Annotated in this window: 19 protein-coding genes; 7 read left to right on the top strand and 12 right to left on the bottom strand. The window is 63.8% G+C overall.

Annotation, left to right across the window (positions count from 1 at the left end):
• Positions 1-21: 21 nt before the first annotated feature.
• The 11 genes from HH213_RS28145 to fliE form a co-directional block, all read right to left on the bottom strand.
• The gene (locus HH213_RS28145; RefSeq protein ID WP_110849549.1) at positions 22-510 is read right to left on the bottom strand and encodes a flagellar basal body-associated FliL family protein; all 489 of its coding nucleotides are present in this window, start codon (positions 508-510) and stop codon (positions 22-24) included.
• An 8-nt stretch (positions 511-518) separates the two neighbouring features.
• Complete coding sequence (locus tag HH213_RS30490) at positions 519-2060, bottom strand: flagellar hook-length control protein FliK (protein WP_169114470.1); 1542 nt, start codon at positions 2058-2060, stop codon at positions 519-521.
• Positions 2057-2374, bottom strand: a complete 318-nt coding sequence (locus HH213_RS28135) for a hypothetical protein (RefSeq protein WP_169114469.1) — start codon at positions 2372-2374, stop codon at positions 2057-2059. Before HH213_RS28135 ends, HH213_RS30490 begins: the two co-directional genes overlap by 4 nt.
• Entirely contained in the window at positions 2367-2765 is a 399-nt protein-coding gene (gene fliS, locus HH213_RS28130; protein WP_110849552.1) for a flagellar export chaperone FliS, read from the bottom strand. The genes HH213_RS28135 and fliS overlap by 8 nt, the downstream gene beginning before the upstream one ends.
• Positions 2766-2799: 34 nt before the next feature.
• The gene (fliD, locus tag HH213_RS28125) at positions 2800-4248 is read right to left on the bottom strand and encodes a flagellar filament capping protein FliD (RefSeq protein WP_169114468.1); all 1449 of its coding nucleotides are present in this window, start codon (positions 4246-4248) and stop codon (positions 2800-2802) included.
• A 100-nt stretch (positions 4249-4348) separates the two neighbouring features.
• Positions 4349-4780 carry a flagellar FliJ family protein gene (locus HH213_RS28120; RefSeq protein ID WP_169114467.1) on the bottom strand — a complete coding sequence of 144 codons (432 nt, stop codon included), beginning with the start codon at positions 4778-4780 and terminating at the stop codon, positions 4349-4351.
• Positions 4777-6090 carry a flagellar protein export ATPase FliI gene (fliI, locus tag HH213_RS28115; RefSeq protein WP_169114466.1) on the bottom strand — a complete coding sequence of 438 codons (1314 nt, stop codon included), beginning with the start codon at positions 6088-6090 and terminating at the stop codon, positions 4777-4779. Before fliI ends, HH213_RS28120 begins: the two co-directional genes overlap by 4 nt.
• Complete coding sequence (gene fliH / locus HH213_RS28110) at positions 6087-6803, bottom strand: flagellar assembly protein FliH (RefSeq protein WP_110849556.1); 717 nt, start codon at positions 6801-6803, stop codon at positions 6087-6089. Before fliH ends, fliI begins: the two co-directional genes overlap by 4 nt.
• Positions 6800-7840, bottom strand: coding sequence for a flagellar motor switch protein FliG (locus HH213_RS28105; RefSeq protein ID WP_110849557.1), 1041 nt, complete (start codon positions 7838-7840; stop codon positions 6800-6802). The genes fliH and HH213_RS28105 overlap by 4 nt, the downstream gene beginning before the upstream one ends.
• Positions 7824-9596, bottom strand: coding sequence for a flagellar basal-body MS-ring/collar protein FliF (gene fliF / locus HH213_RS28100; protein ID WP_110849558.1), 1773 nt, complete (start codon positions 9594-9596; stop codon positions 7824-7826). Before fliF ends, HH213_RS28105 begins: the two co-directional genes overlap by 17 nt.
• A 21-nt stretch (positions 9597-9617) precedes the next feature.
• Positions 9618-9968, bottom strand: coding sequence for a flagellar hook-basal body complex protein FliE (fliE, locus tag HH213_RS28095; RefSeq protein WP_110849559.1), 351 nt, complete (start codon positions 9966-9968; stop codon positions 9618-9620).
• Between the two features lie 583 nt (positions 9969-10551).
• On the opposite strand from fliE, the gene HH213_RS28090 reads away from it, so the two are divergent.
• Genes HH213_RS28090 through HH213_RS28060 form a run of 7 tightly spaced genes read left to right on the top strand, consistent with a single transcriptional unit; the run spans position 10552 to position 16917 of the window.
• Positions 10552-11460 (top strand): FliM/FliN family flagellar motor switch protein, encoded by a 909-nt coding sequence (locus HH213_RS28090; RefSeq protein ID WP_169114465.1) that lies wholly within the window; start codon positions 10552-10554, stop codon positions 11458-11460.
• Positions 11461-11462: 2 nt separating this feature from the next.
• The gene (locus HH213_RS28085) at positions 11463-11834 is read left to right on the top strand and encodes a FliM/FliN family flagellar motor switch protein (RefSeq protein ID WP_174864471.1); all 372 of its coding nucleotides are present in this window, start codon (positions 11463-11465) and stop codon (positions 11832-11834) included.
• Positions 11831-12610, top strand: a complete 780-nt coding sequence (gene fliP, locus HH213_RS28080) for a flagellar type III secretion system pore protein FliP (protein ID WP_169114464.1) — start codon at positions 11831-11833, stop codon at positions 12608-12610. Before HH213_RS28085 ends, fliP begins: the two co-directional genes overlap by 4 nt.
• Before the next feature lie 18 nt (positions 12611-12628).
• Positions 12629-12901, top strand: a complete 273-nt coding sequence (fliQ, locus tag HH213_RS28075; protein ID WP_110849563.1) for a flagellar biosynthesis protein FliQ — start codon at positions 12629-12631, stop codon at positions 12899-12901.
• An 8-nt stretch (positions 12902-12909) separates the two neighbouring features.
• Positions 12910-13704 (top strand): flagellar biosynthetic protein FliR, encoded by a 795-nt coding sequence (locus HH213_RS28070; RefSeq protein WP_110849564.1) that lies wholly within the window; start codon positions 12910-12912, stop codon positions 13702-13704.
• On the top strand, positions 13697-14833 hold the full coding sequence (locus HH213_RS28065; protein WP_110849565.1) for an EscU/YscU/HrcU family type III secretion system export apparatus switch protein: 1137 nt from the start codon (positions 13697-13699) through the stop codon (positions 14831-14833). The genes HH213_RS28070 and HH213_RS28065 overlap by 8 nt, the downstream gene beginning before the upstream one ends.
• A 14-nt stretch (positions 14834-14847) precedes the next feature.
• Entirely contained in the window at positions 14848-16917 is a 2070-nt protein-coding gene (locus tag HH213_RS28060) for a flagellar biosynthesis protein FlhA (protein ID WP_174864442.1), read from the top strand.
• Here the strand turns inward: HH213_RS28060 and HH213_RS28055 are convergent.
• Complete coding sequence (locus tag HH213_RS28055) at positions 16914-19103, bottom strand: tetratricopeptide repeat protein (protein ID WP_169114463.1); 2190 nt, start codon at positions 19101-19103, stop codon at positions 16914-16916. The genes HH213_RS28060 and HH213_RS28055 overlap by 4 nt on opposite strands.
• Positions 19104-19157: the final 54 nt, after the last annotated feature.

The following is a 19157-nucleotide window of genomic DNA, read 5'->3' as shown; positions in this document are numbered from 1 at the left end:
TGGTGTTCATGCTGCTATGGCTTACTCGACGATGAGCTTGCCAATCATGACTTCGTCAAAGGGCTTCTCGCGGCCTTCTTCCTCGAACTCGTGGTCGAAGGCCTTGTTCAATTCCGCGGCAAACTGGTCGATGGTCATCACGCGCGCGGTCGCCATCGGCAGGTTGGACAGGGTTTTCACGGCAACGCTGCGCAGCATCGGCAGGGTTTCCTTGGCTTCCTTCTCGCGTTTGGCGCTGGTCGACACCACCAGGTCGGCCGACAGATAATGCGTCACGGTTTCGTCCGGCTGATGCTTGAGCATCACCACCACTTTATCGACGGTCAGATACTTGGGCGGTTCGCCCGGTTTCTTTTCTTCCTTCTTGGCCGGCTTCTTCTTGGCATCCTTGCCGTCCGCTGCCGCCGCTTCCTCACCGCCTTTAGACATATACCAGACCGCGCCGCCGGCCACTGCGCCGCCCACGACCACAGCCAGGACGACAGCGATGATGACTTTCATGTTCTTCATTGTGCAGATTACTCCCCGGTCATGGCAAAGGTGGCGGTGCTGTCATCGTCGGACAGGGCGCGGCCCGGCGTGCGGCCGGACTCGTCGCGCTGCTGGCCGTTGCGGCCACCCTGGCCGCCCTGGTCGGTCTGCGACTGCGCGCGCGACGACGACACGGTGACGGCGACATCGGTGAACTGTTTGGTCGACAGGTCCTGGCGCACGCTGTCGCCGATGGTGTTGAGCTGGCGCACCACTTCGCTGTTGCTGGCGGTCAGGTTGACCTGCAGCGCGCCGGCGCTGTGGCGGATCGAGATTTCGATGCTGCCCATGTTCGGCGGTTCCAGGCGGATCACGGCGTGGTCGTTATTGCGTTGCAGCTGCAATTGCAGGCGGTCGCCGAGGGCGTCGCGCAGCGGTTGTTGCCACTGTTCCGGCGAACCGGCCAGGGTCACGGTGCTGCTGGCCTGACTGCTGGCCGGGGTCGTGCCCTGGCTGATGTTAAGACTGTTGACCGAGGTGGTGGCGCCGGTCAGGCTGCGGTTGCCATCGTCGGCGCCGGCATTGCTGGCGGCAGCCGTATTGGCGGCGGTGGCGGCATAGCTGGCGCTGCTGTCGGCAGCGCGCGGCGCAGCCGCGGCCCACGATGGCTGCGGACGCGCGACCACGGCAGGCTGCACCGGCACGGCGTTGTCGGCCTCAGCCACTGGCGCGGCGTTGTCGGCCGGGGCTGGGGTCGGGGCCGGGGAATCGCTGGTGGCCTGGCGCGGTTCGGCCATCGCCACGGCCACGCTGCTGGCAACAGCGGCGTTGCTGCTGGCAACAGCGGCGTTGCTGCTGGCGGCCGCCGGTGCGGCGACTGCGGTGGCGGCCAGCTTGGCGGCGGCGCTAATGGCCGACGCGTCCTCGGCCGGGGTCACGGCGACGCTGGCGGCGGCCAGGTTAAGGCGGGTGGCGTTGGCGCTCAGCGTCGAGGTGGCGCTGATGGCGTCGGTGCGCGCGGCATCGCCGTCGGTGGCTGCCGGGGCGGCCTGGGTTGGCGCCGGCGTCATGCTCAGCATGGAGGTGATCATGGCCGGCAGCAGACTGCTGGCGGCGGCACTGCTGCTGCCGGCAACGGCGGCGTCATCGGCTACCGGCTGGCTGCCGTCGGTGCTGGCTTGCGCGTCGGCCTGGGCGGCGTTGCTCACATCGGCCAGATTCAGCAGCTGGGAAAACAGCGGTGCGGCGACCGGCGCGGCGGCAGTGGCGGCTGCCAGTGCGGCCTGGGCGGCAGCGTCGGCGCTGCTGCGCTCAGGCTGCTGGGTGACGGCCTGGACTGGCTTTTGCGCCGGCTTCTGGCTGGCTTGCGCCGTGATGTTCTTGGTGCTGCTGCTGGCACTGTTCGCGCTGCTGTTGCCGCTGTTGTTCTTGCTGCTGTTGCTGCTATTCGCCGGTTTGGCGGAGACGGCCGTACTCTTGCCGGTATTGGCGGCAGCCGCCGCGGTGGCGTTGTTGGCGGCCACCGGGGCGGTGAGTTCGGCGCGTGCGGCTTGAGCGGCTGCCGCTGCGCTGGAGAGTGTCATGGTCATGCTTGGATTCCGGTGTCTGCGTGTTCACTGTCGAGGGCGTAAGCCAACCAGCCCTCCTGGGTTGCCTGCAATTGCTGCAACTTGCGGCCCAAGGCATCGGTGGCCAGGTCGCAGCGCTTGACGGCTTCATTGTGCATCTGCCGCAGGGCCGCCAGCGCGGCCCGTTCAGCACTGCTCCAGCTGCCTTGCGCCGCCATTTGCGGCAACGTGGTGGCTAGCATGGTGTTGATCGCCGTCAGCGTGCGCCAGTCTTCGGCGGCGATGGCGGCGCTCATTTTCTGCGTCAATTGCAGCAGGGTGCGCTGTCTATCCATTTTTGGCCTGGATCTGCTGCACGCCCAGCCAGCCCTTCTTGATGGTGGTCAGCAGGGTGGTGACTTCGTCGATGACGCTGGGGTCGAGACTGACGCCGGCCGTGTACAACCGGCCGGCACAGTATTCGTACAGGCGGCCCAGGTTTTGCACCACCTCACCGCCGTTATCGAAGTCGAGCGAACTCGACAGGCCGTTGATGATGTCGGTGCATTTGTTCAGGCTGTTGGCCTTGAGCTCGTAGCGCTTGCCTACCATATGGCCGCGTGCGCGCGCCAGCTCTTCGAGCAAGCCGTCGGTGAGCACCAGCACCAGTTCGATCGGCGACGCCCGTGCCACCTGGGCGTCCAGATTGGTGGAGTGGTAACTGCTGTAGGCTTCCTGATTCATCATGGTCTTCCCTGTACTGCGTCAAAAAATAAGTTACTTAACTGCTGCTGTCCGACGTGAACATCGCCGTGAACATATTCGAGGTGTTGGTCATCGACGCCTGCAGCTGCTGCAGCGCGGTGAACTGCGTCAGATAGCGTTTGTAGGCGTTGTTGAACTGGTCTTTCAGCGTGGCCTGGCGGTCCGCCAGGTTGCTTTGCAGCTTGTCGTTCTGTTCCTTGCGCTGGGTGATGAAGCCGCCGGCACTGGAGGTCCAGGCGGTGGTCAGCTTGTTCATCGCGCCCAGCACACCGCTGTCGACGCCGATGCCGGCGCGGCCGAACAGCTTGTCGAGGCCATTTGGATTGGCGGCGATGGCCTTGTTCAGGCGCGTCGAGTCGAGCGACAGCGTGCCGTCCTTGGTGGCGGTAATGCCGTAGCTGACCAGCGACTGGCCGCCGGTGGCGTCGCGCAGGATGGCGCTCAGGCGGTCGCGCAGGTTGGTGACGCCGGCGTCGTTGTAGAACGCCGCGTCTTCCGCCGTCGGCGACGGCGTGGCATTGGTGTCGGTCGACTCGACCACCGTGTGGTCGCCGGCCTTGGTCAGCGTGCCCACCGCGCTCATCAGCGCGTTGTAGGCGTCGACGAATTTCTGCACATTGGCGGCGGTGCCCGTACTGTCCTGGCCGACTGTGAGGCTGACCGCTGCATCGCTGGCGCCCTGGGCCTGGGTGACGGTAAAGGAAACGTCATCGATCACGTTGAAGGTATTCGAGGCTTGCTCGACCAGGGTGCCGTTCTTGCCGCCGACCAGCACCTGGGCATTGACCGCCTGGGTCAGCACGCTCTGGTTGGTGGTCGACAGGGCGTCGCTCAGGCCCGCGTCCACCGAAGCGGAGCTATCGATCGAGGCCACCTGGTTATCTGCGCCGGTCGTGTTGGAGGTCAGCACCAGGCGCGTCTTGCCATTGATGGTCATGGTCGAGGCGGTCACGCGCGATTTGTTGTCACTGGAGGCGTTGATGGCGGCCGCGACCTCCTTGGCGCTCAACAAGCCATCGTTGTTGCTGTCGGCCTTGCTCAGGTCGACGTCGATCGGGTCGCCGGTTTTCAGGTTGATGGTCAAGTTGCCGGCGTTGGCGCCGGCCGGGCCGGCGCCGCCAGCGCCGCTATCGATATCGTAGGCGACCTGGCCGGCCGTAGCCATTTGCTGCACATAGAACGAATAGGTGCCAGGGGTGGCGCTGGCCTTGGCGGTGGCGGTGGCGATCGCAGTGTTGCTGAACGTGGCCTTGGTGGCGGTGACCGTGGTGGTGCTGCTGGCCAGGCCTTGCAGCGCAGTCTGGAACGCGCTCAGCGCCGAACTCAGCGCGGTCAGACCGGTGCCGACCGCCGTGGCCTTGGTACCCTGCTTGTCGAGGATGGCCTTGGTCGGCGCGACATAGGAGTTGGCGAGGTTGGTCGCGGTGGTGGTCGGGTCGTAAGTAGGACTGCTGATAACTGCCATGATTCGTGCTCCCTGGAAGGATTATGAAGTGTACCCTGATACAGGGCGACCTTAATCGTTTCCCTATGAAAATATTCCGGACAATTTTTTGTAACGGCGTTTATTTTTGGCCGCGCAGCCACAATTGCGTTGCCAGATCGTCATGTTGCTTGCGTTCCTTGGCGTTTTTTTCCTGCGACACGATTTTTTGTTCCTTGCTGAGCACCTTGCCCATCACCTCCCGTTTTGCCCAGGCCGCATTGAGCGCCTGTTGCGAAACCGCCATATCGGCCTCGTGCATATGCAGGTCGAGCCGGTGACTGTCGGCCATGGCCATCACGGCCTGCTTGTAGTCGCCGCAGTTGCCGGCCAGGGCAGGGTGCAGGTTGCCGCTGGCGCCGCTGTTGGTGTACAGCGTGGTCAGGCGGTCCAGGTTTTTCTGGTAGCGTTCGCGCACGCTGGTCTTTTCCGCCATTTCCGTCTGCAGGCGCTCGACTTCGGTGTGGCGCAAGGCCACCAGCGTGGTCAGGTTACGGATCTTTTGTTGGCTCATGGTGTCATCAGCTTTTCAAGTTGCGCGATACAGTCGTTGATGGGCGCCGCTTCCTTGGTGCCCTGGCACAGGAAATCTTCCACGCGGGGATGCAGTTGCACGGCTTTGTCGGTGACCGGATCGGCGCCCGGCACGTAGGCGCCGAGCGGGATCAGGTCGCGCACGCGCTCGTGGCGCGCCATGCTGGCTTTCAGCGCGCGCGCCGCCATCTGGTGTTCGTGGTCGATCACTTGCATCATGCAACGACTGATCGAGGCGGCAATATCGATGGCCGGGTAGTGGCCGCGCTCGGCCAGTTCGCGGGTCATGACGATGTGGCCGTCGAGAATCGCGCGGGCCGTATCGACCACCGGGTCCTGCTGGTCGTCGCCCTCGGCCAATACGGTGTAGATGGCGCTCATGCTGCCGGTCTGGTTTTCGCCATTGCCGGCCGATTCCACCAGTTGCGGCAGGTTGGAGAACACCGACGGCGGATAGCCCTTGGTAGCCGGCGGCTCGCCCAGCGCCAGCGCCACTTCGCGCAGCGCCATGGCGTAGCGGGTCAGCGAGTCGACCAGCAGTAAAACATTGTTGCCCTGGTCGCGGTAGTGGGCCGCGATCGAGTGGCACAGTTCGGTGGCCATGACGCGCATCAGCGGGCTTTCGTCAGCCGGCGCGATGACCAGTACGGCTTTCTGCAAACCTTCCTTGCCCAGCGACATATCGACAAATTCGCGCACCTCGCGCGACCGTTCGCCGATCAGGCCGACAACGACCACATCGGCCACGGTCTGCCGGGTCATCAGGCCCAGCAGCACGGATTTGCCGACGCCGGAGCCGGCCATCAGGCCGACCCGCTGGCCCTTGCCCAGCGTCAGCATGGAATTGATGGCGCGCACGCCGACGTCGAGCGGTTCGGTGACCGGTTTCTTGCGCAGCGGATGGACGCGCGGCGGCTGCGACTCCAGCGGAAAATCGCCGCTCAGCTTGCCGAGGCCGTCGATCGGTTCGCCGAGGCCGTTAACCATGCGGCCCAGCCAGCTGGAACCGATTTGCAGACTGACTTTTTCCGGCGACGGCAACACGCGTGCGCCGGTGGTCAGGCCGACCGCCTTTTTGAACGGCATCAGAAAGGAAAGCTTGTCACGGAAGCCAACCACCTGGGCATCCAGCCATTCGCCGCTGACTGTCTCAATCTGACAACGCTGGCCGGTGTGTAAAGGACAACCTACTGCCTCAAGCAACAAACCGGACGCACCCACCAGGCGGCCCGTCGGGGTCGCCATGGGTACCGAGCCCAGTTCGAGATTGCGTAAGGCATCAGCGATCACTCGTCGCCCTCCGGTTCATCGCCGCTGTCGGCGATCTGTAATTGATTATCGACCTGTTCCATGACCGCCGCAAGCCGTTGATGGCAACCGGCATCCACTTCATTATCGCCGGCCTTGATGCGACATTCCCCTACTTCCAGACGGGCATCGGGGATCAGGTTCCAGCGCTTGGAACGTTTCGGGTCCAGCTCGGCAATGCGTTTCAGCTCTTCCGGATTCAGGAAGACATCGATTTCATCGCGGGTCGGCGGCATCGAGGCCAGGGTTTCTTCGACCAGCGCCATCAATTGCACCGGTTGCAGCGCCAGTTCGGCGCGGATCACCTGGCGCGCCACCTTGGCGACCAGATCGACCACTTCCTTGCGTTGCGCGGCGCGGTAGTCGGAGCGCAGTTTCTTCAGGCTTTTCAGCATGGCGTCGACCGGGCGCGCCATCTGGTCGTAGGCGACCAGGGTTTCGTGGCGGCCTTCTTCGCGGCCCTGTTCCTGGCCCGACTGGCGGCCGGTTTCAAAGCCGTCTTCCTGGCCGCGCGCCAGACCGATTTCGTAACCGTCGCGCTGACCCTGTTCAAACCCCTCGCTGACCGAGGCGGCCCACTGGGCGCCGCCGTCGCCGCCATGGCCGTGGCCATGACCGTGCGCCGCCGCCGCAGCGGCGCGCTGGGTGGTGAACTGCGCCAGCGGCGGGAAGCGGTAGGGACGGAACTGCTTCATTCAATCACCTGTTCAGCAAACAGCTGGATCTCGACTTCGCCGGCGTCGGCCAGCGCTTTGACGGTGGCCATGATTTCCTGGCGCGTCTGTTCGATGCGCGACATCGGTACCGGACCGGCGCGGCGCATCATGTCTTCGAAGGCCTGGGCCTGGCGTTTCGGCATGGTTTTCAGGATCGCATCGCGCACCGAAATATCGGCGCCCTTGAGCGCGATCGCCCACTGTTCCAGCGGCACATCTTCCAGGATGCGGGTCACCGCCTGTTCGGTCTGGTTGCCGAGGATGAAGAAGTCGTACATCGACAGCTCGATCTTGGACACCACGTCCGGATCGTGGGCGCGCAGCAGCTCGACCATCTGCGCGCGGTTGCTCGGCAGGCGGTTCAGGATCTCGGCGGTCTGGCGGATGCCTTCGACGCTGGTGCCTTGCGAGTCGAAGGAGCTCAGGCAGCGGTCGACCAGCTCGTCCAGCTCTTGCAGCAGGTCGGCGTCGACTTCTTCCATGCGCGCCAGGTTCAGCAGCACCAGGTCACGGGTATCCTGCGGCAGGCCGTCGATGATCTGGCCGGCCAGCGCGGCCGGCAGGAAGGCCAGGAACACCGCCTGCATCTGCACGTGCTCGTTGGAGATATATTCGGCCAGCCATTTCGGCGACGCCCATTGCAGGCGCGCCATCTTCGGCCGCAGTTCGTCGCCGTAGATGTTGTTCAGCACGGTATTCGCGAGATCGCCGCCCAGCGCCAGGTCCAGCGAGCGTTTCAGGTAGGAACGCGACGCGCCATGCACGCCCGACTGTTCGCGGTAGTCGTCGAAGAACTTCTGCATCGCGTTCTTGACCGACTCCACCTTGATGCCGCTCATGCGCGACATCACTTGCGTGACTTCCAGCAATTCCTCGCGCGACAGGCAGCGCAGCACGGCCGCAGCTGGCTCCTCGCCGATGCTGAGCAGCACGATGGCCGCTTGCTCCACCGGCGTCAGCTTGGTCGGCATGGCGTATTCGCCGCCGTCATCATCCATGTTATTGAGTTCGGCCATTTTTCTGCATCCATTGTTTGACGACTTCGGCTACGCGTTCCGGTTCTTTCGCGGCCAGCACTTTCAGGTGGTCGACCATGACGTCGACCGCCGAGCCTGGTGGCGGCAGATCGTAATTTTCCAGCAGCGGCACCACTGGCATGCCAGGCTGAGCGGACGTGCCGCCCAGCGCCGCGGCGCCACCGGCGGCGCCGGCGGTACCGGCCAGCACGGCCTGATCCTTGGCGCCGGCTTCCTTGGCTTCCTTGGCGGCGGCCACGGCAGCCTGTTCGGCGGCGCGGCGTTCGGCGTTGATGCGCGCGGTTTCTTGCGGGTCCGGCGCGAAGCGCATGGTGACCAGGCGCATGAGCGGACGCAGCAGCAGCAGGTAGCCGAGCAGGGCGGCCACGCCGTAGATCGCGTACTTGCTGATGTCGACGATGTTGTCGCGCTCTTCCCACCACGCGACCGGGGCGGCCTTGGCCGGGAAGTTCATGGCCGAGACCACCAGCTGGTCGCCGCGTTCGGCGTTGATGCCGAGACCGTTGCGCAGGATTTTGTCGATGTTGGCGATGTCGGCGGCGCTCCAGCCGGTTTTCGGCGTCGGCGCGGCGGCTTGCGCCAGCACCACGGCCACGCTCAGTTTTTCCAGGCGGCCACGGCTGCGCTTGGTCTGGATGATGCTGCGGTCATACGCATACTGGCGGGTGGTGGCGTTCTTGCGGGCGGTGCCATCGGCCGGGGCGGCGTTCGGGTCGGTGGCGCCACCGGCGGTCTGCTGGGCGGCGGCGGCCGGATTGGCGGCGGCCGGCGGCGGCCGGTTGGACAGCGTGCCCGGCACGCCCATCACCATTCGGTTGCGGTCCTGCTCTTCGCGCATGGCTTCGCTGGTGACTTTCGGATCGGCGCCGTACTTCTCGACGGTTTCCTCGACGCGGTCGTTGTCGACGGCGGCGGCCACCGACATGCGGTAGTTGTCGTCGCCGATCACCGGACCCAGCAGGCCCTTGATGTTGTTCTTGACGTCGTCCTGGTAGCGCTTGCTGGCGTCGTTGCCGCTGGTACCGGCGTCAAAGCCGTCGGCCAGGTCGATGTGGGACGACAGCAGATTGCCGGCCTGGTCCACCAGGCTGACGCGCGCCGGCGCCAGGCTGGCGACGCTGCCGGCCACCATGTTGACCACGGCGGCAATCGCTTCCGGCGGCAGCGTGGCGCCCGGTTTTAGCGCTACCACGACCGATGCCGACGATTTGTCGCCATCCGCCGATACGAACGAGGTCGACTTGGCGATCGACAGGTGCACGCGCGCATGCGAGATCGCATCCAGCGTCATGATCGATTGCGCCAGTTCGCCTTCCAGGCCGCGGCGGAAGCGCACGTCCTGGACGAATTGCGACACGCCCAGCGGGTCGTTCTTGTCCATCAGCTCCAGGCCGGCCGGCAGCTGGGCGGTGACGCCCTTGGCGGCCAGCAGCATGCGCACCTTGCCCAGCATCGATTCCGGCACCAGCACCTGGCCGCTTTCCGGATGGATGCGGTACGGGATGTGGTCGGTATCGAGCACGGTCATCATGTCCGGCGCCGAGACTTTCTCGCGCGCGCCGAACACCGGTTTGTAGCTGGACTGGTTGCTCCACATGTACATCATGGTCAGCGCCGTCAGGCCGATGGCCAGGATCAGCAGCGGGTACAGGGTTCTCAGCAGGGCAGGGGGCAGCGACGGCGCAGACGGGTTCGCGCGCCAGCGGCCGAAGGCGGACTTAAGGGTGTTAATCACAGTGAAGGCTTTCGCGGAGGCTTACAGCGGTAATTTGATCAGTTCGTCAAGGCCGCCCATGACTTTGTTGCGTACTTGCATCAGCATGGAGAAGGACAGGCCGGCATCCTGGCTGGACAGCATGGCGCCGACCAGGTCGTCGCTCTTGCCGGAATCGACATCGGCCATCTTCTGGCCGGCTTCGGCGTCCATGGCGTTGACGTGTTCGATGGCGCCTTGCATCGATTGGGCGAAGGAGGCGCCGTGCTGGCCCGCCTGTGCGCCGTACTGGTTGGCGGCAGCAATCGTGGGGCTGCTGTTCGCCAGGCTTTGCGCCGCGTTGGTCAACGACGCCAGGTCGGCCTGTATCAGGCTGGAGAATCCGTTACTCATCTTGCTACCCCCGTTTTTACCGCATTAATTCCAGATGACTACCTTAGCGAGATTGCCGTTAAGCAGCAAGCTCATGTTCAGATATTCTCGCGTCCTATACCAAACCTGCGACACATCTGTTGTGCATGTCACAGTCTTGTAAAAAAGGTAGTGTAGGACTGTCAGACTAACGCTGACGTATCGGGCCGGACGCCGTGCCACGCGGCCGTTTTTGCCTGATCGTTATCGACCAACTGTAAAATTTCTTTACGGCACCGGCGGGCGGCGCGCAAAACAATTATGCTGGGGCAAATATCGTTATAAATCATTCACTAAGCGCCATGTGTTCAGGTATGTTGCAGAGCAGCGAAAGACCCTACAATCTGAACTAAGCTTACCGGCTAGCAATATTCTTGTAAAGCAGAATTTGTCTCCAAGGAAATTATTCAGCCAAATATTGTTCATTAGCAATAATGTGAATTTTGAGGTATGCTGCTACCGAGATCGTCCTACTTTACGAAAAAATTGCGCCTGAAGTAACCAGTTTTTAGCTGGATAGTGCGATGATGGAGGAGTAGGAAGAATTAACCGCCATGGCCAATACATGACAACGACAAAACAGACGCAACATCAAGTGCTGGACCCCTGCCTGCTGGGCCGTCCGGTACACCTGCTGCATATTTTTGCGGCCCAGTTGCGCGACGATCTGACGCAGTCGATGCGTCTTAACATGAACCGCCGTTATTGGGGCGGTTTCCAGGTCGACGACGTGACGTTCAACCGGCTCGAAGGCAATGAAATCCGCAGCCGCTGGCTCAGCTTTGCGGCGCCGGCCGGTCAGATCGCCTTCTCGCTGGAACGCAAGGTGCTGCTCAGCGTGCTGAACTACCGCTATGGCAGCGGCGCCAAGAGCGACGCCAAGACCGATGGCAAGGCCGACACCGCCGCCGCCGTCGACGAAAACTCGGTGCGCGTGACCGCCACCGAGGAGCGTCTCGCTGTGGTACTGGGGCAACAGTTGACCGGCACCCTGGCCGGCCGCATCGAACTCAACCTGCCCGCCGTGGATAAACCGGTCCCTGCCGAAGGGGAGAACCACGAGCCGGCCGATACCGCATTCAAGCCTGCGCCTGGCGCGCAGCCGCCGAAAGGCGCGTGGGCGATCACCGTCACCGTGGCCGACATCAGCAGCGGCGCCACCGGCCAGTTCTGGTTTGCCCTCGACAAGAGCCTGATGGCCAGCGTGCTGCGCGGCCTGCTGCGCGACCGCGACAATGGCAAGAAAACCAAGACTGCCGCGCCGCTGGCGCAGCGCCTGCAGGTCGGCCTGATCGGCCGCCTGGCCAGCAAGGAAGTCTCGCTGGGCAGCTTGTACGATTTACAGGTTGGCGATGTGATCCCGATCAGCCTGGCCAGAGCAGACGTCCTGCTCGAAGATTCCCGCCTGTTTACGGCCGCAGTCACCGAGCACAAAGGCAAACTCTGTTTAACCTCTTTTGAAGACGCAGAATAATGATGAACATGAACGTAGCCAACCCTAGCGACGCCTTGCTGGACGACCTGTCGGAAGAGATGATTATCGACCAGCCCGGCAACGAGCTGACCGACATCCCGGCGGTCGCGCCGCGCCGCGATCTGCCGGCGATGATGCGCAAGATCCCGGTCACGCTGACGCTGGAAGTCGGGTCGGCCCGCATCTCGCTGGAAGAGCTGATGAACATCGGCGCCGACAGCGTGGTGGAACTCGATGTGCTGGCCGGCGAACCGCTGGTCATCAAGGTCAACGGCACCGCCATCGGCCGCGCCGAAGTGGTGGTGGCGGGCGAAAACTACGGCCTCAAAGTGATCGACCTCGATGGTCTGAATCTGGACATGATGACTCCATGACCTGGAGTATCAACGCGCCGTGGCGCCGCCGCCTGACGCTGGCCGCGCCGCTGGCGGCCTTGCTGGGACTGGGACTGGGGCTGGCCTGTGCGCCGGCGCAGGCGGTCGACCTGCTGGCCAACGTGGTGCCGGGCGCCAAGACCGAACTGACGGTCAAGATGCAAATCCTGATCATCATGACCTTGCTGGGACTGCTCCCGGTGATGGTCATGATGATGACCAGCTTTACCCGTTTCGTCATCGTGCTGTCGCTGTTGCGGCAGGCGCTGGGTTTGCAGCAGGGCTTGCCCAACCGGGTCATCACCGGCGTGGCGCTGATCCTGACCCTGCTGGTGATGCGGCCGATCGGCGACCAGATCTGGACCGAAGCCTTCGTGCCGTACGACCAGGACAAGATTGGCCTGGAAACCGCGCTGCAGATCGCCGAAAAGCCGGTGTCGCGCTTCATGCTGGCGCAAACCAGCAAGGCGGCGTTGCAGCAGATCGCCCACCTGGCCGGCGAGGACAAGATCACCGAGCCGGCGCAGCACGCCTTCACCGTCAAGCTGGCGGCGTTCGTGCTGTCGGAGCTGAAGACCGCGTTCCAGATCGGCTGCATGCTGTTCATTCCGTTCCTGGTGATCGACCTGGTGGTGTCGTCGGTGCTGATGGCGATGGGCATGATGATGCTGTCGCCGCTGGTGATTTCGCTGCCGTTCAAGCTGCTGCTGTTCGTGCTGGTGGACGGCTGGACGCTGACCGTGAATACGCTCGTGACGAGCATCCAGGCTTACTGATAGGAATAGGGCGGATCGATGCTGACACCCGAAATTGCGGTCGACCTGGTGGTCGAGTCACTGCACATCGTCATGCTGCTGGTGGTGGTGCTGGTGGTGCCGGGCCTGATCACCGGCCTGCTGGTGGCGCTGTTCCAGGCCGCCACCCAGATCAATGAACAGACGCTCAGTTTCCTGCCCAGGCTATTGATCACGCTGCTGGCGGTGATCCTGGCCGGGCGCTGGATGTCGACCCTGCTGATGGACTTCTGCGTGTCCATCTTCACCCGCGCCGCCACCCTGGTCGGCTAACAATTCTCATGGAAGCCATCTTCGCCCAGCTGCTGCCGATGCTGACCGCCCTGTGGTGGCCGTTCTGCCGCATCCTGGCGATGTTTATCGGCGCGCCGGTACTGGGCGAGGCGGTGACGCCGACCACGGTGCGCATCCTGATTGCGCTGGTGCTGGCGATTATCATGATGCCGCTGACCGCCGGCGCCGACTGGGGGCCGGCCGCCATCAATCCGTTCTCGCTGGCCGGGGTGGTGGCGACGCTGGAGCAGGGCCTGATCGGCTTCGTGCTGGGGCTGGCGTTCCACTTCGCCATGTCGGTGATCGGCGTGCTGGGCTTTATGGTGTCGTCGCAGATGGGCCTGTCGATGGCGGTGATGAACGACCCGATGAACGGGCAGTCGTCGGACGTCACCTCGGCGCTGCTGTCGACGCTGGCCATCATCATTTTCTTCTCGATCGACGGCCACCTGGTGATCGCCAACGTGATCGGCCAGAGCTTCCGCGCCTGGCCGCTGGGCCACGGCTTCGGCCCGCTGCTGATGCAGACGGTGGCCTACAACGTCGCCTGGATTTTCTCGGCCGCCATGCTGCTGGCGCTGCCGGTGGTGTTTTCCACCATGGTGGTACAGATCGGCTTCGGTTTCCTCAACCGCGTGGCGCCGGCGCTGAACCTGTTCGCGCTGGGCTTTTCGGTGATCACCATCTTCGGGCTGCTGATGCTGGCGCAGGTGGTGCGCTTCATTCCCGAGCACTATGTGCGCATGACCAATATGGTGCTGGAGATGATACGCCAGCAGATGCAGGTGGCCATCCATGGCTGACGACAGCACAGGCGACAAAACAGAAAAGGCTTCACAGCAGAAGCTGAAGAAGTCGCGCCAGGAAGGGCAGGTAGTCCGTTCGCGCGACCTGTCGACCGCGATCGGCATCCTGGTCAGCCTGAAGCTGTTCGTCTATCTGCTGCCTGGCTATATGGCCGAGTTCCACGAGATTTTTCACCTGAGCTTTGCCCCGTTCGACAGCGACGGCGCCATCGACAATGCATTGTCGATCGTCTTCAGCAGCGCCATGTGGCTGCTGATCAAGATGCTGCTGCCGCTGTTCGTGGTGCCGCTGTTCATCGTGCTGGGCGCCATGGTGCCAGGCGGCTGGGTGGTGTCGATGAAGCACTGGGAACCCAAGCTGTCGCGCATGAGTCCGATGGCGAATATCGGCCGCCTGTTCAGCGGCAAGCACGCGTTCGAGCTGCTGATTTCGATCGGCAAGGCCGGCGTGCTGATTGCCGTGCTGATCCACGTGGCGCGCTCCACCGTGCCGCAGTACACCCAGTTGCAAATGATGCCGATGGGGCAGGCCATGATGAGCGGCTCCAACCTGATGCTCGACGGCCTGATGTCATTGGTGGCGGTGTTCATCATCTTCGCGCTGATCGACGTGCCGGCGCAGGCCTTCTTCTTCGCCAAGAACCAGCGCATGTCCAAGCAGGACCTGAAGGAGGAGCACAAGTCGACCGAAGGCCGGCCGGAAGTGAAAGGCCGGATCCGCCAGCTGCAGCGCGCCATGGCCCGCCGCAGCGCGCGCAAGACGGTGCCGAGCGCCGACGTGGTGATCGTCAACCCGGAGCACTATGCGGTGGCGCTGAAGTACGATGCCGACAAAGCCGAGGCGCCGTACGTGGTGGCCAAGGGGGTGGACGAGATGGCGCTGTACATCAAGCAGCTGGCCGCCGAGTTCAAGATCGAAGTGATGGAGCTGCCGCCGCTGGCGCGCGCCATCTATAACACCAGCCAGGTCAACCAGCAGATCCCGGTGCAGCTGTACCAGGCGGTCTCGCAGGTGTTGAACTATGTGCTGCAGTTGCAAGCATTCCGTGCCGGACGGCGTAACGCCGCGCCGGTGCGTCCAGAAGACGTTGTTGTGCCCACATCCATGAGCGAGGTTGAGCAGTGAATTTTTTTCAGACCATGATTACGGAGATCCGTCGCCACAAGTTTGCCACCCCGGCATTCTTGCTGGTCATCCTGGCGATGATCATGTTGCCGTTGCCGCCGATATTGCTGGACGTAATGTTCACCTTCAATATCGTGCTGGCGCTGATCGTGATCCTGGGTTCGGTGCAGGTGCGCCGTCCGCTGGACTTCTCGGTGTTCCCGACGGTGCTGCTGGCCACCACCATGCTGCGCCTGACGCTGAACGTGGCGTCCACCCGCGTGGTGCTGCTGCACGGCCATGAAGGCACGGCCGCCGCCGGTCATGTGATCGAGGCCTTCGGTAATGTGGTGGTGGGCGGTAACTACGTGGTCGGTATCGTGGTGTTCGTGATTCTGATGATCATTAACTTCATGGTGGTGACCAAGGGTGCGGAGCGGATTTCCGAAGTGTCGGCGCGCTTCACGCTGGATGCGCTGCCCGGCAAGCAGATGGCGATTGACGCCGACCTTAACGCCGGCCTGATCAACCAGGAAAAAGCCCAGCAGCGCCGCCTGGAAGTAGCGGCCGAGGCCGACTTCTACGGCGCCATGGACGGTGCCTCCAAGTTCGTGCGCGGCGATGCCGTGGCGTCGATCCTGATTCTGATCATCAATATGGTGGGCGGCGTGGCGATTGGCGCGCTGATGCAGGACATGTCGTTCGGCGACGCCTTCCGCCAGTACGCGCTGCTGACCATCGGTGATGGCCTGGTAGCGCAGATCCCGGCGCTGCTGCTGTCGGCAGCCGCGGCGATTCTGGTCACCCGGATCTCGGATTCGGGCGACTTCGAGCAACAAGTCGGCAGTCAGGTCCTGACCTCGCCGCAGGTGATGTTCAGCGCCGCGCTGATGATGCTGATCCTGGCCATGGTGCCGGGCATGCCATGGCAGATGTTCGGCGTGTTCGCGCTGGCGCTGGCGTATGTCGGCTGGAAGTTATTAACCAGGGTCAAGGCGCCGGTTACCAATAACCTGGACGCCATCGAGGCGGCGCTGCGCGACGACCGTGCGCCCGAGCTCGATTGGACCTCGCTGCCGGCCGTACAGCCGCTGCAACTGGCGGTCGGCTACAAGCTGGTGGGCCTGATCGACAAGGCGCACGGCGAGCCGCTGACCAAGCGCATCAAGGGCGTGCGCCAGAGTATTTCGGAAGCCATGGGGCTGCTGCTGCCGCCGATCCAGGTGCGCGACGACCTCGGCCTGAAGCCGTCGCAGTATTCGGTGGTGCTGTCGGGCAGCGTGGTGTCGCAGGCCGAGGTGTTTGCCGATCGCCTGATGGCCATCCCGTCGCCCAATGTGTACGGCCAGATCGACGGCATCCCCGGCATCGAGCCGGCCTACGGCATGCCGGTGACGTGGATCGAGACCAGCGAGAAAGCCAATGCGCTGGGACTGGGCTACCAGGTGGTGGAGGCGCCAAGCGCGATCGCCACCCATTTGTCCAAGCTGATCCGCGAATACCTGCCGGAGCTGTTCCGCCACGAAGACGTGCCGGCCTTGATGGAGCGGCTCGCCGCCAGTTCGCCCAAGCTGGCGGCGGCGCTGGACAAGGCGCTGACCCACACGCAGATGCTGCGCGTGTTCCGCGTGCTGCTGGCGGAAAACGTCTCGCTGAAGGATATCGTGCCGATCGCCACCACGCTGGTGGACAGTTCGGAAACCACCAAGGACCCGATCCTGCTGGCGGCCGAGGTGCGCTGCGCGCTGCGGCGCCAGATCGTCACCGCGCTGTTCGGCCAGAAGACCGAGATGCGCGCCTTCAACCTCGGCGGCGACCTGGAGAATATGCTGCTGGGCTCGTTGAATCAGGCGCGCCAGAGCGGCAAGGTGGTGCTGGACAACTACCCGATCGACCCGCACCTGCTGGCCCAGCTACAGGTGAATATGCCGGTGGCGCGCGAGCAGATGAAGCAGCAGGCGACGCCGCCGCTGCTGCTGGTACTGCCGCAGATCCGGCCGCTGCTGGCGCGTTATGCGCGCCTGTTCGCGCCCGGCCTGCATGTGCTGTCGTACAACGAGATTCCGGAGAATCGCGAAGTCAGCATCATCGGCACGGTCGGTTAAGCCGGGCGCTGGCGGGCCAGGTCGGCCGCCACGGCGTCGATCACCGGTTGCCAGGCGCCGATGTGTTGCTGGCGGTACAAGGTGACGCTCGGATACCAGGGACTGCTGCTGCCATGCTCCAGCCAGCGCCATTCGAACGGCGTCGGCAGCAAGATCCAGGTGTTTTTGCCCAGCGCGCCGGCCAGGTGGGCGACGCTGGTGTCGACCGTCAGCACAATGTCCACCAGGTCGCACAGCGCGGCGGTGTCGCTGAAGTCCTTCAGCAGGTGGCTGACCTGGCGTACCGGCAGCGTGTCGAGCAGCGCCTGGTCTTCCGGCCGCACTTCCTTTTGCAGGCAGATGAATTCGTACTGCTCCGAGAAGATCGGCGCCAGCACCGACAGCGGCAGGCTGCGGTTATGGTCGTTGCCGTGCGTGGGCCGGCCGCTCCAGACCACGCCGACGCGCAGCCGCTTCTGCGGTCCCAGTTCGGCATGCCACTGCTGGCGTTTATCCGCATCGCTGGTCAGATAGGACGGGCTGGCCGGGATGGTGTCGATGTTGGTGTTGAACGCCAACGGCAGGCTCATCAGCGGAATATGGTAATCAAAGGCGGGGAGCGCTGCGCCGCGCACGACCACCTGGTCGACGTCTTTCAGCGAGGCCATCAGCGGCGCCAGTTCTTGCCATACCTCCAGCACCACGCGGGCGCCGCGCTGTTTCACCAGGCTGGCGTAGCGGCCGAACTGGATGGCGTCGCCCAGGCCCTGCTCGGGATGCAGCAGGATGGTCTTGCCTTTGAGCGATTCACGCCCGCTCCATTGCGGTTTCAGGAAGTGGCGCTTGGCCTTGTACAGCGGCAGCTGCTTGACTTGCCAGCGCCATTCGTAGGCGGGCCAGCCTTTTTCGAAGTCGCCGCGGCCCAGCAGCAGCAGGGCGCGGTTCCAGTTGGCCAGCGGCGAGCGCGGCGCGAAAGCCAGCGCGCGTTCGTAACAGGCCATGGCCTGGTCATCGAGGCCGAGCGCGCGCAACACCGTGCCCAGGTCGATATACACCTGTGGATTGGTGGGCGCGAGTTTCATCAGCTTTTCCAGCGCCACCCGCGCCGACTCGTAGTCGCGCTGAATGTCGTTGGCGGCCAACTGCTCCGGCGACGCATGGCGCGCCACCCGTTCCGTCCGCAGTTCCAGCGCGTGCCGCAGGCTGGCCAGCACCTCGGCATTCTGCCGGGTATTGTCGAGCGCGCGGGCGTGCAGTCGCTGCAGTTCGGCGTTGTCGCGATCCAGTTCCAGCGCGGCGACGTACATGGCAGCCGCCGATTCGAAATGCCCCAGCTGCTCCAGTTCGCCGCCGCGCTGACGATAGGCCGCCACCAGTTGCGCTTGCAGCGCCTGGGCGGCATCGTCGGTGCGCTGTGCTTCCGCTGCCTGGTCCAGCTGGCGCAATGCCAGCGCGCGCTGGCGGTAGGCCTGGAGGTGTTGCGGATCCAGCGTGATGGCCTGATCCAGGCTGGCCAGCGCCTCGTCGTAACGTTGGGCCGATAGCTGCAGGCGGCCGAGGTGGTAGTGCGCGTCGGCATAGTCCGGCAGCAGGGCGAGGGCTTGCCGGTAGCTTTCCTCGGCGGCGTCCGGCTGTCCCAGGTCTTGCAGGATATTGCCGCGATGGTTGTGCGCTTCGATGTTCTGCGGATTGAGCAGCAGCGCCTGCTCGACGTTGATCAGCGCCAGATTGTGCTGTTTGGTCTGCCACAACAGGGCGCCGCGGTTGTTCCAGGCCTGATCGTCGCCGGCGTCCAGCGCCAGCGCCTGTTCGTAGGCTTGCAGGGCTTCGTCGGTGCGCAGCAGCGACTGCAAGGTGACGGCGCGGTTGAAATGGGTGTTGGCATCGTCCGCCGCCAGCGCCAGCGCGCGGTCGTAGCTGCGCAGCGCCTCTTCCATCAGCTGCATTTCGCGCAGCGCGTTGCCGAGGTTGTTATGGGCGGCAGCGTGCGCCGGATCGACCGCCAGCGCCGAGCGGAAAAAGCTGGCCGCCACGTCAAAATTCCCACTCTGGAAGGCGGCAATGCCGGTATTGTGCAGCGCGTCGAAGTGCTGGGGTTCGAGTTGCAGCACTTGCTCATAGCTTTGCAGTGCTTGCGGCAATTGCCCCGCGCTGTGGAATTGAATGCCCTGTGCGAGCAACTGGTCTACATTGGAGGAGGTTGTCATAGATAGCAAGAAATGAGAGAAGAATCCGTCACTGCGGATCATACCTGAGCCTCA

Source organism: Duganella dendranthematis, assembly GCF_012849375.1.
Classification (GTDB): domain Bacteria; phylum Pseudomonadota; class Gammaproteobacteria; order Burkholderiales; family Burkholderiaceae_D; genus Rugamonas; species Rugamonas dendranthematis.
The sequence above is the reverse complement of the archived record's forward strand: the minus strand, read 5'-3'. Positions and strand labels throughout refer to the sequence as shown.

Coding starts and splice junctions, on each gene's coding strand:
- HH213_RS28085 (WP_174864471.1), top strand. CDS start 11,463: ATGAACATGAACGTAGCCAACCCTAGCGACGCCTTGCTGGACGACCTG.
- HH213_RS30490 (WP_169114470.1), bottom strand. CDS start 2,060: ATGACCATGACACTCTCCAGCGCAGCGGCAGCCGCTCAAGCCGCACGC.
- fliP (WP_169114464.1), top strand. CDS start 11,831: ATGACCTGGAGTATCAACGCGCCGTGGCGCCGCCGCCTGACGCTGGCC.
- fliS (WP_110849552.1), bottom strand. CDS start 2,765: ATGATGAATCAGGAAGCCTACAGCAGTTACCACTCCACCAATCTGGAC.
- HH213_RS28135 (WP_169114469.1), bottom strand. CDS start 2,374: ATGGATAGACAGCGCACCCTGCTGCAATTGACGCAGAAAATGAGCGCC.
- HH213_RS28060 (WP_174864442.1), top strand. CDS start 14,848: ATGATTACGGAGATCCGTCGCCACAAGTTTGCCACCCCGGCATTCTTG.
- HH213_RS28090 (WP_169114465.1), top strand. CDS start 10,552: ATGACAACGACAAAACAGACGCAACATCAAGTGCTGGACCCCTGCCTG.
- HH213_RS28105 (WP_110849557.1), bottom strand. CDS start 7,840: ATGGCCGAACTCAATAACATGGATGATGACGGCGGCGAATACGCCATG.
- HH213_RS28145 (WP_110849549.1), bottom strand. CDS start 510: ATGAAGAACATGAAAGTCATCATCGCTGTCGTCCTGGCTGTGGTCGTG.
- fliD (WP_169114468.1), bottom strand. CDS start 4,248: ATGGCAGTTATCAGCAGTCCTACTTACGACCCGACCACCACCGCGACC.
- fliH (WP_110849556.1), bottom strand. CDS start 6,803: ATGAAGCAGTTCCGTCCCTACCGCTTCCCGCCGCTGGCGCAGTTCACC.
- HH213_RS28070 (WP_110849564.1), top strand. CDS start 12,910: ATGGAAGCCATCTTCGCCCAGCTGCTGCCGATGCTGACCGCCCTGTGG.
- HH213_RS28120 (WP_169114467.1), bottom strand. CDS start 4,780: ATGAGCCAACAAAAGATCCGTAACCTGACCACGCTGGTGGCCTTGCGC.
- HH213_RS28055 (WP_169114463.1), bottom strand. CDS start 19,103: ATGACAACCTCCTCCAATGTAGACCAGTTGCTCGCACAGGGCATTCAA.
- fliQ (WP_110849563.1), top strand. CDS start 12,629: ATGCTGACACCCGAAATTGCGGTCGACCTGGTGGTCGAGTCACTGCAC.
- fliE (WP_110849559.1), bottom strand. CDS start 9,968: ATGAGTAACGGATTCTCCAGCCTGATACAGGCCGACCTGGCGTCGTTG.
- HH213_RS28065 (WP_110849565.1), top strand. CDS start 13,697: ATGGCTGACGACAGCACAGGCGACAAAACAGAAAAGGCTTCACAGCAG.